Origin of the sequence: Streptomyces sp. TS71-3 (assembly GCF_018327685.1) — a bacterium.
Lineage (GTDB): Bacteria > Actinomycetota > Actinomycetes > Streptomycetales > Streptomycetaceae > Streptomyces.
On sequence record NZ_BNEL01000003.1, the window covers coordinates 61424 to 74974 of the forward strand.

Annotated in this window: 9 protein-coding genes and 1 pseudogene; 4 read left to right on the plus strand and 6 right to left on the minus strand. The window is 69.6% G+C overall.

What is annotated here, in order from left to right; translation table 11 throughout:
- Positions 1–63 precede the first annotated feature (63 nt).
- On the plus strand, positions 64–1455 hold the full coding sequence (locus tag Sm713_RS24945; protein ID WP_374196066.1) for an LCP family protein: 1392 nt from the start codon (positions 64–66) through the stop codon (positions 1453–1455).
- Between the two features lie 685 nt (positions 1456–2140).
- Positions 2141–3484, plus strand: coding sequence for an LCP family protein (locus Sm713_RS24950; RefSeq protein ID WP_212912335.1), 1344 nt, complete (start codon positions 2141–2143; stop codon positions 3482–3484).
- Between the two features lie 171 nt (positions 3485–3655).
- On the opposite strand, the gene Sm713_RS24955 is transcribed toward Sm713_RS24950, so the two are convergent.
- The 3 genes from Sm713_RS24955 to lanKC all read right to left on the minus strand — a co-directional run bounded on the left by Sm713_RS24955 (position 3656) and on the right by lanKC (position 7838).
- Entirely contained in the window at positions 3656–4777 is a 1122-nt protein-coding gene (locus Sm713_RS24955; protein WP_212912336.1) for an LLM class flavin-dependent oxidoreductase, read from the minus strand.
- A gap of 91 nt (positions 4778–4868) precedes the next feature.
- Entirely contained in the window at positions 4869–5009 is a 141-nt protein-coding gene (locus Sm713_RS24960) for a class III lanthipeptide (protein ID WP_212912337.1), read from the minus strand.
- 147 nt (positions 5010–5156) lie between these two features.
- Positions 5157–7838, minus strand: coding sequence for a class III lanthionine synthetase LanKC (gene lanKC / locus Sm713_RS24965; protein WP_212912338.1), 2682 nt, complete (start codon positions 7836–7838; stop codon positions 5157–5159).
- A 531-nt stretch (positions 7839–8369) separates the two neighbouring features.
- Between lanKC and Sm713_RS24970 the strand changes: the two genes are divergently transcribed.
- The gene (locus Sm713_RS24970) at positions 8370–9290 is read left to right on the plus strand and encodes an amidohydrolase family protein (RefSeq protein ID WP_212914812.1); all 921 of its coding nucleotides are present in this window, start codon (positions 8370–8372) and stop codon (positions 9288–9290) included.
- Between the two features lie 7 nt (positions 9291–9297).
- Here the strand turns inward: Sm713_RS24970 and Sm713_RS40655 are convergent.
- The 3 genes and pseudogenes from Sm713_RS40655 to Sm713_RS24980 all read right to left on the minus strand — a co-directional run.
- Positions 9298–9489, minus strand: a pseudogene (locus tag Sm713_RS40655) (DUF6879 family protein); the annotation flags it as partial.
- A 254-nt stretch (positions 9490–9743) separates the two neighbouring features.
- The gene (locus Sm713_RS24975; protein WP_212912339.1) at positions 9744–10127 is read right to left on the minus strand and encodes a VOC family protein; all 384 of its coding nucleotides are present in this window, start codon (positions 10125–10127) and stop codon (positions 9744–9746) included.
- Positions 10128–10519: 392 nt separating this feature from the next.
- Complete coding sequence (locus Sm713_RS24980) at positions 10520–11710, minus strand: acyl-CoA dehydrogenase (RefSeq protein WP_212912340.1); 1191 nt, start codon at positions 11708–11710, stop codon at positions 10520–10522.
- 326 nt (positions 11711–12036) lie between these two features.
- Between Sm713_RS24980 and Sm713_RS24985 the strand changes: the two genes are divergently transcribed.
- Positions 12037–13377: a UDP-glucose/GDP-mannose dehydrogenase family protein gene (locus tag Sm713_RS24985; RefSeq protein WP_212912341.1), complete on the plus strand. Its 1341-nt coding sequence runs from the start codon at positions 12037–12039 to the stop codon at positions 13375–13377.
- Positions 13378–13551: the final 174 nt, after the last annotated feature.

Genomic DNA, 13551 nt, shown 5'->3' on the forward strand with positions numbered 1-13551 from the left:
CCGTCGGCGGCGCCGGCCCGGACGGGGAGCGCGCGGCGCGGGCCGGGCGCACCGGCCAAGCCCGTGCGCCGCCGCACGAAGCGCCGCTGGGCGATCCGGACCGCGACCACGATGTCCGTCGTGGTGCTGGCCGCCGCCGGCATCGGGCACGCGGTCGTCAGCAGCCTGGACGGCGGCATCGACCGCGTCGAGGTGTTCAAGGACATGAAGAACCGGCCGGAGCCCGGCCACGGCATGAACGTCCTGCTGGTCGGCACCGACGGCCGGGACAAGATCACGCCGGCCGAGCGTGCCGCCTTCCGGCTGGGCGGCGCGCCCTGCCACTGCACGGACACCATGATGATCGTGCACCTCTCCGAGGACCACAGCCGCGCCAGCGTGGTGAGCCTGCCGCGCGACTCCTACGCGGAGGTGCCCGACCGGCGCGATCCCGGCACCGGCCGGCGGCTCCCCGCCCACCCCATCAAGATCAACGCCGCGTACGCGGAGGGCGGCCCGTCGCTGGCCGTGCGCACGGTCGAGCACATGACCGGCGTCAAGATCGACCACTACCTGGAGGTCGACTTCACCAGCTTCATGAAGACGGTCGACGTGCTGGGCGGCGTGGAGGTCTGCACGCCGGTACGGCTCCGCGACACCTACACGGGCCTCGACCTGGCCGCGGGCCGGCACCGGCTGCACGGCGGCGAGGCCCTGCAGTACGTGCGCTCCCGGCACGTCGACGGCGCCTCCGACCTGGGCCGGGTGCAGCGCCAGCAGCGCTTTCTGGCCTCGCTCATCTCCGAGGCCACCTCGTCGGGCGTGCTGCTGAACCCGGTGAAGTTCGCCCAGCTGACCAGCACCGTGCTCGGCTCGGTCCGCGCGGACGGCGGTTTCGGGCCGCACGAGATGCTGGACCTGGGCCAGGCGATGCGCGGGTTCTCGCCGTCGTCGTCCGAGTTCGCGACCGTCCCGGTGCGGGAGGCGGGGCGCCCCGTGCGGGGCCTCGGCGAGACCGTGCGGTGGGACGGGCCGAGGGCCCGCGAGCTCTTCGACGCCATCCGCGAGGACCGGCCCCTCGCGCCGGCGGCGGCGCCGGGGCGCGCCCGGGTGGTGGAGGTGGCGCCCCAGGGCATCCGGGTGCAGGTCGAGAACGGCACCGGCATCCCCGGCCTGGCCCACCGCGTCGACGCCGCGCTCAGGTCGACCGGCTTCCGCACGACGGGCGCCCCGGGCACCGCGCCGGGGCACGACGCACAGCGCACGGTCATCGTCTACGACCCCCACTGGAACCGTTCCGCGAAGACCCTGGCCGCCGCCCTGCCCGGCAGCGAGCTGCGGCCCGCGGCGGGCCGGGGCGCCGTCTTCAAGGTGATCGCGGGCACGGACTTCAAGGAGGTCACCCGAGTACGGGCCGGGGACCCGGGCGACCGGCGCGGGGGTGCGGTGACGGGGGACGAGGTGGCCTGCACGTAATTGCCCTTCGGCGCCGGGCCGGGGCCGGGGTGGCTGTTTCCGGTCAGTTGCGCTCGGATGCGCATTCCCCCTCGCGAGGGGTGGTTTCGGTCACGCCGGGACCTCAGGCCGGTGGCGGGTGCTCGCGCAGTTCCCCGCGCCCCTTCTTCGGCGCTGCGCGCATCCTCCCGACCGCGCGATCTCCGGTCGTACCCGGACCCCAGGCGGGTGGGGCTTCTCGCGCAGTTCCCCGCGCCCCTATAGAGGCGCTGTGCGCGCCCTTGCGCACAGGTGCGCCCCGGAAGGGGCGCGGGGAACTGCGCGAGCAACCCCCCACTTGCGTGAGGTCCGGGTACGAGCCGACACCACCCCCTCGGGAGGATGCGCGCAGCGCCGAAACAAGGGCCGCGGGGATGGGGGTACCTCCCATGCCCGTAAGGCAGTGGGGGAACATCAAACCCGGATGAAGCCGTCAGATCGCCAGGGACCCCAAGTGGCACCCGCGGTCGCATTCAAGCCACCGCCAAGCAATGACGTGACATACGCCACGTATGCCGGGTGTAAGGCAGACGTCCACATTCCAGCGGGCAGCAACCCCTATGCGGCCCGGCCCCCCACAGGGCTTTGCATCAGCTCTGCAACAGCCCCGGCCCGAAACCCCACGGCCCCTGTAAGCGCCCTGTCGGGAGCCTGCACACTGGCCCGTATGAGTGAATGGCGAGGGGGCCCCTCCGGTCCGGGCGGTGCCGGCGGAGGCTGGTCCGACGAGAACGGGCAGGGCCGATACGGCAGCGGCAGCGGCAGCGCACAGCCGGAGAGCGCGCGCACGATGCGCCGCGTCGACCGCGGGCAGGTTCCCCGACGCCCGTCGGCCCCGCCGGGCGCCCCCGCCAGACCACCGGTCATCCCGCCGCAGCAGGGGCGGCAGCCGGGCTCGTACTCCGACGGCTACGGCGGGGACGGCCCCTACGACAGCGGCTACAGCGACGGCCACGTCTACGGCTCCCGGCAGCACGGCGGCGGGGGCGGGTACGACGGCTACGACGGGTACGACCCGGGCCGCCGCCGGCCGAGCTGGGGCCGCCGGATCAAGTGGACCATCCTCACGCTGGTCGTCGTGCTGGTCGTGACGTCCATCGGCACCTACTTCTGGGCCGACTCCAAGCTCCGCAGGGACGTCGACCTCTCACAGGTGATCGACCGGCCCGCCGAGGGCCAGGGCACCAACTACCTGATCGTCGGCTCCGACAGCCGCGAGGGCATGTCCGACGCGGAGAAGAAGCAGCTGCACACCGGTTCCGCCGAGGGCAAGCGCACGGACTCCATGATCATTCTGCACGTCGGCGAGAACGGCGACACGATGATCTCGCTGCCCCGCGACTCCGACGTCGAGATCCCCTCGTTCAAGGGCTCGGAGTCGGGGAAGACGTTCCCGGCCACCGGCAGGCACACCAAGCTGAACGCCGCCTACTCCACCGACGGCCCCCAGCTGCTGGTGCGCACGATCGAGTACAACACCGGCCTGCACATCGACCACTACGCGGAGATCGGCTTCGCCGGCTTCGCGAACATCGTGGACGCCGTCGGCGGTGTGGACATGACCCTGGACCAGGGCTTCAAGGACAAGTACTCGGGCGCCGACTTCAAGGCGGGCAAGCAGACGCTCAACGGCCAGCAGGCGCTGGCGTTCGTCCGCACCCGGCACGCGTTCGCGACGAGCGACCTCCAGCGCACCAAGAACCAGCAGAAGTTCCTGGCGGCCCTCGCCCACCAGGTGGCCACGCCGGGGACGGTGCTCAACCCGTTCAAGCTGTACCCGGTGTTGGGCGCCGGCCTGGACTCGCTGATCGTCGACAAGGACATGAGCCTGTGGAACCTGGCGTCCATGTTCTGGGCGATGAAGGGCGTCTCCGGCGGTGAGGGCAAGTCCATGAACATGCCGATCTCCGGCTCCACCGGCGGCAACCTCGTCTGGGACAAGGCGAAGGTCAAGACGCTGGTGGACGAGCTGAAGAACGACCAGAAGGTGACGGTCACCAGCGACGAGTGAGACCGGGGCCCCGGGACACCCCGGCGCTCCCGAACACCCGGAGCCGGGGAGAACCGGAGCCCACCCCTTCGGCCACGGCCCGCCGATCCGTTCGGCGGGCCGTCGGCGTACCGTGGCCACGCCTCCTCGCCCCGGCTCCAGCCGCGGGGACCGCCGCGCCGATACCAGTTCCTACCGTGCCGCGGAGGAGCGGAAGTGCGGAATGACCTTCTCCCCCCACTGCCGGATCGTCTCCAGGCACACGCTCTGGGGTACGGTGCCCATCTGCACCAGGCAGATCACTTCGTCCGCTCCCGCGTCAGCCAGCTCCTCAACCCGCTCCATCGCCGTTTCCGCCGTACCGTAAGGATGGTCGGTGTTGTATGCGGCCACGTATTCGGGCCTGAACGGGACCTCGAACATGTCGAGTTCGTCGAGGACCTTCTGCTTGTTCCTGTCGAGAGCCTGCTGCCCGTCCAGTTCCGGGTCCTGCTGCGGGACGGGTCCGTCCCCGTACCAGTGCCGCGACGATTCGACGAAGAACTGCTGTCCTCGCAGGCCTATGGTGCGTGCCCGCTCGGCGTCGTCGAGGATGACGGTGGGACAGACGACCGCGAAGTGATCGTTGGTGACAGAGGAGAGAAGATCCCGGGCGGCGCGTTCTGCCCGTGCCTCGTCGTAGACCGCGCGCCGTTCGCGCGTCATCTCGGGCCCTCCGAATCCCAGGACCAGGGCTCCGACACCGAGCTTGGCGGCCGTCCGCAGCGTTTCTTCCTTGCTACAGGCCATGAAGAGCGGCGGGTGGGGATCCTGTAGGGGTCTGGGGAGGATCGATCCAGGACCGATATCCATGGATCCATGCCATTCGAACCGGTCGGTCCGCCAGATTCCGGTGAGGATCTCCAGTGCCTCGTGCACCTGCGCACGCGCGGTATCCGGATCGATTCCGTACAGGGACATCTCTTGTTTGCTGCCACCGTGCCCGGCACCGATGTCAAGCCGTCCGCCGGACAGCACATCGAGCATTGCCGTGCGCTCGGCGAGGCGCACGGGATGCTGGTATCCGAACGGCATGGTCACGACGCCGTGTCCGATCCGGATACGGGAGGTCCGGGCAGCCACCCAGGTAAGGAAGACCTCGGACGCGCTCATATGCGAGTACCACTTCAGCCCGTGGTGCTCCACGGCCCAGACACGGTCGAACCCGACCTGGTCGGCGAGTACGGCCTGTTCGACAGAATCCCTCAACATCTGCCGTTCCAGTTCTGGCGTGGCTGATGGCACCTGTCCTACGACGAAGAGGGAAAACTGCACGTGATTCTCCTGAATCTCGCGTCACCGGTTCGGTGGTGGTCCTCGGGGGCCCGGCATGCCGCCCGGACCCCCGAGTCAGCACGGGCGCTGATCAGAACTTCGTGCAGCCGGTGCTCGCGGTCGTGCTGGTGCACAGGCCGGACTCGGCAAGCCGGTCGTGGGACGGGGTCTCACTCTCCAGCAGCTGAAGCGCCAGCACCTCTTCCATCGCCTCGCTGGATTCCATGGGCATCAGTCGCTCCTTCGGTGATTCCTGCGGAACGGCCCCCGGAGTCGGGAGCCGCCATCCCTTTCCTGCACGAGGAAGGTTCCTGTGCCTGCACGAGGAAGGTTCCCGTACGAGGAACGGGAGTGCGGTGGGGCAGCCTCTCCGGTCTGCCTACCTGGTGAGATGGTCCAGAGTGAAGAAGGCATCCCGCGTGTCGTCCAGGAGGCGGGTCAGAGCGAGGAGGACCCCGGCGGATCCGCTCCACAGCTCCGTACTGAAACGCATGAGGTATTCCCCGTGGAAGCGGGCACCGTCGCCGTCGGAGACCGCGTGGCAGAACAGGGCCTGGGCGGCCTTGACCGCTGCCTCGTGACTGGCGGCGGAGCCGGTGAGGGATGCGTGTTCGGCGAGCGCGAAGACGAGGCCTGACTGGCCTTCGTAGAGACCCGCGTAGTAGGTCGTCGCGGCCGTACTCGCACGGACGGCGTCGGTGACCGAGGCTGCCAGGTCCTCATCGGCGAATGGGAGGTACCGCGATGCCACCGTGGCGTAACCAGCCGACCCGCGGTAGAGATAGGGGTAAAGGCGTTGGTCTTCCGTGGAGACGCGGAATCCGATACCGCCGCCGGGAAACGGATCTGCTTTGGCGGCTTCGTCGCGCAGGAGAGCAAGGCCGTTCCGCTTGGCGTTCTCGTCGTCGAGAATCCGGTACAGGTAGTAGTCGAGGAGTGCGACGCCGACCTGCCCGTGCAGGAGCCCGGTCGCGCCGTCGGTCTCCAGCGCGTTGAGGAGATCGTCTCCGGCCGGAACGGACGCTCGGATTCGCTGGGCCGCTTCCAGGTGCTTTTCGTTCTTGTCGTGCCCGTACAGCGCCAGATGCGCCAGAGCGATCCCTGCCGCTCCCTCGCCCAGGGTGGCGATCCTGGCCAGGATGGGATGGCTTTCCGCCGATGCCAGCAGCGTGTTCGCCTCTTCGACCATTCCATGGTCGGCCAGCACCCAGGCGATGCCCGCGCTGCCGGAGTGCAGCCCCGGTGCCGGCTGCGTGCTTTCGTCCAGGCTCTCCCGGCGGAACCGTTCCAGTACGTCACGCGGGGCTTCTCGCCCGGCCAGGCGCAACGCGTGCAGGACTCCCGCGGTTCCGTAGATGACGGCGTGCTTGTGCGCGTAGTACGCCCGGGGAACGGTGGGGAATATGACCCGTCCCTCCGGGTCCGCCGCACTGAGGATCGAATCGGCCACAGCGCTCTGAAGCTTCCGCAGGCTGCCCATGGTGTCGTCGCTCACCTGGCTTGGTGCGGGAAGCGTCGTCGGGACATCGACGGCCGCGAAGGCGGTGGCCTGCCGCCAGAGGTGGTCCGGGACGGCATTTCCCGAGGTGCGGCGCATCAGGTCCCTCAGGTGATGCAGTGCCGCGGGTTCCCGCTCGGTGACGTGGACCTTCATACCGAAGGTCAGCAGTTGGGTGAGAGCTGCGAGGCCGTATCGGTCGCAGTATGTGGGATCCTTCCCCATCATCTCCCTGAGCTGGTCGTCGGGGAGGTCCGGGAAGTAGCCCGGGGTGCCGAACAGGGAGAGCGGGTTGCCGACCTTCTCGGCCGTCTCGAAGTCGATGAGCCGCACGGCATCGTCGTCATCCACGAGAATGTTCCGGGGACTGACGTCGAGGAAGACGTAGCCTGCTTCGTGCAACCGGTCCAGGGCACGGCTCAACTGCTCGACGATGCGGGTGCAGCGCTCCCAGTACGTCCGGTAGTAGTCGCCGTCCGGGGAAACGGTGAATCCCGGGTGGTGGTTCGTCACCCATTCGAGCAGGGACACTCCGGGTATCAACTCGCTGACGAGGTAGGTGTGTTCCCAGCGTCTGAAGAACTTCACAGGCGCGGGGGCCACTCCCGGCACGCTGCCGTCCAGTTCCTGGAGGATCCGGTGTTCGTGTGCGAGGTGATCGGGTGAGGACGTGCCGTCCGGATACAGCCCGGAGTGCGCTCTGGCTTCCTTGACGAAGACCTTTTCGCCGTTCTCGGCCAAGGTGGCAATATAGGCTCCGCCGCCGTTGGAATGCCGGAGAAGCTTGTTGAAGGTCAGCCCCTCGAACGAGATGGTCCGGGGTGCGGGTCCGGAAGAGGCGGTGTAGTGGGTGAGCGGCCTGGTGTCGGCGAGAAAGGGATCCGTGATCCCGTCAGGCAGGGTGAACGACAGCCCCCGGACGTCGGGCACGAGTTTTCCGGACCCGTCCGGCACCATGAGTTCCTCGGAACCGTCGGGCTGCCTCACCGGAATGGTCTCGAACGCACCGTACCGGTAGGAGACCACGTGTGAGTCGCGCCAGCGCCGGTCACCGAGAATGTACGGGCCCTCTTCGTCGGGAAGAGCGGCATGGAGTTCTTCCATGAGCGCCCTGGACGCCTTCTCGTCGAGAGGGTAGGCGGCCATGAACTTGCCGTTCTGCGCTCGGGGGGCGTGCTTGTGATGCAGCATCACGAAGTAGGCACGCGCGCCGACGTGCTTGAAAGCGATGTTCTGCCGTACGCAGACGGCCGCCACGATGTCGAGCACTTCCTGGACCCGCGGCAGAGCAGCGGAGACGTGCACCTTCCAGCCGTGCGTGGCGATTTCGGCCTCAGGCGGCTTGTAGATGGACCAGAACGACATTTCCTTGCGATCCCAGGTGGACGGGACACCGCCCGCGGTATATATCTGCCCCAGGTCTCTGCTCTCGTACAGGGGACGGTAGAAATCCGGGTGAGCCTGCAGGTAGGAAATGTAGTTGTGGTCCATCAAACCGCCTTCACACACATGACGAGCACGGGAAGCATTGTCAGCGCGCGCAGACCACCGGCACCCCGTCACCGCGCTCGTGAACGCAGTGGACCAACGTGGACCAGGTGGATTGAGTGCAGTGCCGATCCGGAGCAGTCAGGGACGAGAGGCACCGTACAGCGTTGGCCTGATCCTTGGCCAGACCGCACGCCGTGTGCGACCACCTCTCCTCAATTCGGCTCATGTCGGCCGGATTGACGGCTTGTGTATACGGAGGGAACCATTCATACGGCAGTGACGAATCAGCCGGGGTGTGGACGGCTGCGACGGCCTTCCTGTCCCGCTGTTTGTATACGGGGATCGTCGTAACAGCCACAAAAACCTGACCTCGGCATTTCACCGGGAATTGCAGGCATGGCGACAGTGGTGGCCGCCGGGGGTTCCAGGGCGGGCAGCGCGTCCGGGCCCGTGTGGATGTCGGGGCCCGGCCCCTTCGAACCGCGGCCCACCGATCCGTTCCGCGGGCCGTCGGCGTACCGTGCCCGGCAGGGCGGTGACCGTTGCGGCCCCGGGTGAGAAGGGGTGAGGCAGGACGTGCCGGAGGACGCAGCGACGACCAACATGTCCGCGACCAGGACGCCCGCCCTCGCCACCGGGCCCACCGCCCCGCCCGACGACCTCCCCCGGGTGGCGGCCTTCCGCCAGGCCCTCGGCGTGGACGCCCTGGTGGACGTGCACACCCACTTCATGCCCGAGCGCGTCCTGACGAAGGTGTGGGCGTACTTCGACGCGGCCGGCCCGCTCGTCGGCCGCCCCTGGCCGATCGCCTACCGGGAGGAGGAGCAGCGTCGCCTCGACATCCTCCGCGGCTACGGCGTGAGCGCCTTCACGTCGCTGCTCTACCCGCACCGTCCGGGCATGGCCCGCTGGCTGAACGACTGGGCGGCGGACTTCGCCGCCCGCACCCCCGACTGCCTGCACTCGGCGACGTTCTTCGCGGAGCCGGAGGCCGCCGAGGACGTGCGCCGAGCGCTGGCGCAGGGCGCGCGGGTCTTCAAGTGCCATGTGCAGGTCGGCGGCTTCGACCCCAACGACCCATGGCTCGACCCGGTCTGGGGCCTGCTGGCCGACTCCGGCGTCCCCGTGGTCACCCACTGCGGCTCGGGCCCCGCCCCCGGCGCCTTCACCGGCCCCGCCCCGATCGCGGCGCTCCTCGCCCGCCACCCCCGCCTGCGGCTGGTCGTCGCGCACCTGGGCATGCCGGAGTACGAGGAGTTCCTGACCCTCGCGGAACGCCACGCCGGCGTGATGCTGGACACCACGATGGCGTTCACCCCCTTCGTCGAGTCGGAGGCCCCCTTCCCCCGCACGGCACTCCCCCGCCTCGCCGCGTTGGGCGACCGCATACTCCTCGGCACGGACTTCCCCAACATCCCGTACGCCTACGCGGACGCCCTCACGTCCCTGGAAGCCACCGGCCTGGGGCGCGAGTGGCTGCGTGCGGTGTGCCGTGACAACGGGGTGCGGGTTTTCGGGTTGTGAGGGCGGGGTGCACCCGGAGCAGCGCACCATCGAACAGCCAGAAGTCATTCCCCGGCAATGGGATGCTCGTCGCCCGCCGCCGAGGCAGCCACCGCACTTCCTCACCCGCCGTGACGTTGGCACGGGTGACGTAGTGCTCCCAGCGGATGTACTCCGACACGGGCTCCGAGACGACCCGAGCGCGGCGGACGGCCACGCCCCCGACGGCGGAACCGCCGAAGGGCTGGGCGTCGGTTCAGGGCCCGCGCTGCCTTCTGTGGGAGTAGGCGCCGGCGGCTGCGTCTGACGGTGGGGCGCTCCCGGTAGACGGCGTACTCGCGCTGGGCGGCGCGCTCACGGTGGGCACCATCGCCTGCGGCCACGGCACCACAGCCCGGCCACACAGCGATCGCCCGGCATCTCGGTCGGGACCGCAAGACGATCCGGGCTTGTCCGAATGGCGAGCGGACCGCGTCAGGGGCGGCTGGGGGCGTGGCTGAGATCGACGACGCAGAAGATGTTGCCGTCCGGGTCGGCGAGGACGACGAAGTCGGGCTCGGAGGGGTAGAGGTCCCAGTCGACCGCCTGTGCTCCGAGGCTGATCAGCCGCTCGACCTCGGCCTGCTGTTCCCGGGCGGTGTCGACGTAGAGGTCCAGGTGGAGACGGGGGCGCGGTTCGGGGCGGGATTCGCTGCGGAGCAGTCCGAGGGCCCGTCCGGAGCCGTCGGGGTAATCGAGGGTCTGCCAGGTGTCACTCCTCCACTCCTGCGTGGCGACAAGGTTCAGAGCCTGCGTCCAGAACGCTGTCGCGCGGTCGAGATCGGTGACTCCGATGACGGGTGTGCCAAGTCTCAACATGGGGTGAACCTATAAAAGGGCCCCAGGCCCGGAACCCCTCCGCCTCGGTGAACACCGGCTTTGCCGCGAGGCCCGTCGAGCCGGCGCCGGCGGTCTCGGCAGCGATCAAGGCGCAGGGATCGAGGATCAGGCCCCGGGGCGGCGGGCGCGGAGGCACTCTGGAGGAGTCGCTCCGGCCGGTGGCCCGGTGGTGGGCCGCCGGGAGTTCGGCCCGGCTCCCAAGTCCACGGCAAGCCCGAGACAAGCCCGAGGCTTCCGGCGGAAGTTGATTTCCCGGATGTCTCCCACCACCCGCACGGGCGATGCACCGGACATGACCGGGCCCCTCCCCGACGCTCCGAAGAGGGGCCCATGCCGTGGGTCCGGCGTACTGGTCACCTGCTGGTCACCTGTTACTCGGGAAGGTTCCGGGCCATCACGATGCGCTGGACCTGGTTGGTGCCCTCGTAGATCTGCGTGATCTTCGCGTCGCGCATCATCCGCTCCAGCGGGTAGTCCCGCGTGTAGCCGTACCCGCCGAGGAGCTGGACCGCGTCCGTGGTGATCTCCATGGCGGCGTCCGAGGCGAAGCACTTGGCGGCGGCGCCCTGGAAGGTCAGGCCCTCGTCCTTGCCGCCGGCGGCGACGCGCTCCGACGTGGCCGCGGCCGAGTAGGTGAGCTGGCGGGCCGCCTCCAGCTTCATCGCCATGTCGGCCAGCATGAACTGCACGCCCTGGAAGTCGCCGATCGGCTTGCCGAACTGCTTGCGCTCCTGCACGTAGCCCTTGGCGTAGTCGAGCGCGCCCTGGGCGATGCCGAGAGCCTGGGCGGCGATGGTGATGCGGGTGTGGTCCAGCGTCTTCATCGCGGTGGCGAAGCCCGTGCCCTCCTCGCCGATCATGCGGTCGGCGGGGATGCGGACGTCGTCGAAGTAGACCTCGCGGGTCGGGGAGCCCTTGATGCCGAGCTTCTTCTCGGGCGCCCCGAAGGAGACGCCCGGGTCGGACTTCTCGACCACGAACGCGGAGATGCCGCGCGAGCGCTTCTCCGGGTCGGTCACCGCCATCACGGTGTAGTACTCGGAGATGCCGGCGTTGGTGATCCAGCGCTTGACGCCGTTCAGCACGTAGTGGTCGCCGTCGCGCACCGCCCGGGTCTTCATGCCCGCCGCGTCCGAACCCGCGTCCGGCTCGCTCAGGCAGTACGAGAACATCGCGTCGCCCTTGGCGAGCGGCGTCAGGTAGCGCTTCTTCAGGTCCTCCGAGGCGGAGAGGACCAGCGGGAGGGAGCCGAGCTTGTTGACCGCGGGGATCAGCGACGAGGAGGCGCAGACCCTCGCCACCTCCTCGATCACGATGACCGTGGCGAGCGCGTCGGCGCCCGCGCCGCCGTAGCTCTCGGGAACGTGCACCGCGTGCAGGTCGGCGGAGCGCAGCGCGTCCAGCGCCTCCTGCGGGAAGCGGGACTCCTCGTCCACCGCGGCGGCGAAGGGTGCGATCTTCGCCTCGGCGAGCGACCTCACCGTCTCCCGGAGCATCGTGTGCTCCTCCGACGGCTGGTACAGGTCAAACGCCGCGTTTCCGGCCGATCCCGCCACTGCCATTCACTCCTCTGACGAAAGACGCCTGTACTGTCACCCGCCGGGATGCCCGAGCCACCGGCATCACGGTGGAAAGGTGGTTCATTACTGTTAAGTAACCCGCATCCTACGGTCCCGCCCCCGGCAGGCCCAGGCACACGCGCGTGAGCTTCCCGACAGAACCCCGACGAACGCGGAGGCGGTCGGTGAGGGACTGCCCCCGGGAGAGCCCCACTATGCTCAGGCCAGCGCACGACCCCCCGGCCCGGGCGGCGTGCGCCGACCGCGGAAGCGGACCCGCCAGACCGCAGACGTACACCGGCCGACCTCGCAGAAGTCCTGGAGCACGCATGCCTCTCAAGATCACCGTCATCGGTACGGGTTACCTCGGGGCCACCCACGCGGCGGCCATGGCCGAGTTGGGCTTCGAGGTGCTGGGGCTCGACGTCGTGCCCGAGAAGATCGAGATGCTGTCGCGCGGCGAGGTCCCGATGTACGAGCCGGGCCTCGAAGAGCTGCTGCGGGCGCACGTCGCCGGGATCGAGGGCTCCAGCGGGCGGCTGCGCTTCACCACGGACTTCGCCGAGGTCGCGGACTTCGGCGACGTGCACTTCCTGTGCGTGAACACCCCGCAGAAGCACGGCGAGTACGCCTGCGACATGAGCTATGTGAACGCGGCGGTGGACTCGCTCAGCAAGCATCTGCACAAGCCCGCGCTGGTCGTCGGGAAGTCCACGGTGCCGGTCGGCAGCGCGGCCCGTCTCGCGGCCCGGATCGCCGAACTGGCGCCGGCGGGCGAGGCCGTCGAGCTGGCCTGGAACCCGGAGTTCCTGCGCGAGGGGTTCGCCGTCGAGGACACCCTGCACCCGGACCGCATCGTGGTCGGCGTGGCCAGCGAGCACGCCGAGCGGATCCTGCGGGAGGTCTACGCGGCCCCCGTGGCCGAGGGCTCCCCGTTCGTCGTCACGGACTTCCCCACCGCCGAGCTCGTGAAGACCTCGGCGAACTCCTTCCTGGCCACGAAGATCTCCTTCATCAACGCCATGGCGGAGGTCTGCGAGGCGGCCGGCGGCGACGTCGCCAAGCTCGCCGAGGCGATAGGACACGACGACCGGATCGGCAAGAAGTACCTGCGGGCCGGGATCGGCTTCGGCGGCGGGTGCCTGCCCAAGGACATCCGCGCGTTCATGGCCCGCGCCGGGGAGCTCGGCGCCGACCAGGCGCTGACGTTCCTCCGCGAGATCGACTCCATCAACATGCGGGCCCGCGGCCAGATGGTCGCGATGGCACGCGAGGGGGTCGGCGGCTCCTTCCTGGGCAGGCGGGTCGCGGTGCTCGGCGCCGCGTTCAAGCCGGACTCCGACGACGTGCGGGACTCGCCGGCGCTGAACGTCGCCGGCCAGATCCACCTCCAGGGCGGCCAGGTCACCGTCTACGACCCGAAGGGCATGCCCAACGCCAAGCGGGTCTTCCCGACGCTCGGCTACGCCGACACGGCGCTGGATGCGATGCGGGGTGCGGATGTGGTGCTGCACCTGACGGAGTGGCGCGAGTTCCGCGAGCTGGATCCGGCCGCGCTGGCTCCGGTGGTGGCCCGGCGGCTCGTCCTGGACGGCCGCAACGCGTTGGACGCGGAGCTGTGGCGGGCGGCGGGGTGGACGTACCGGGCGATGGGGCGGCCTACGGCCTGACGGCCCCTGACCCGGGGTGCCCCGGTGTGCCGGGGCGCGGTGAGCCCCGTGGGGGGGGACCGCACACGCGACACAGGGGGCTCCGGTAACGCCACCGGCCGCCCCCGGGACCAGCCGAGGTCGTCAGGGTCCGCCCGGTCAGACGTTCTCCGACGATGTTCGGGGGTCCGCCCG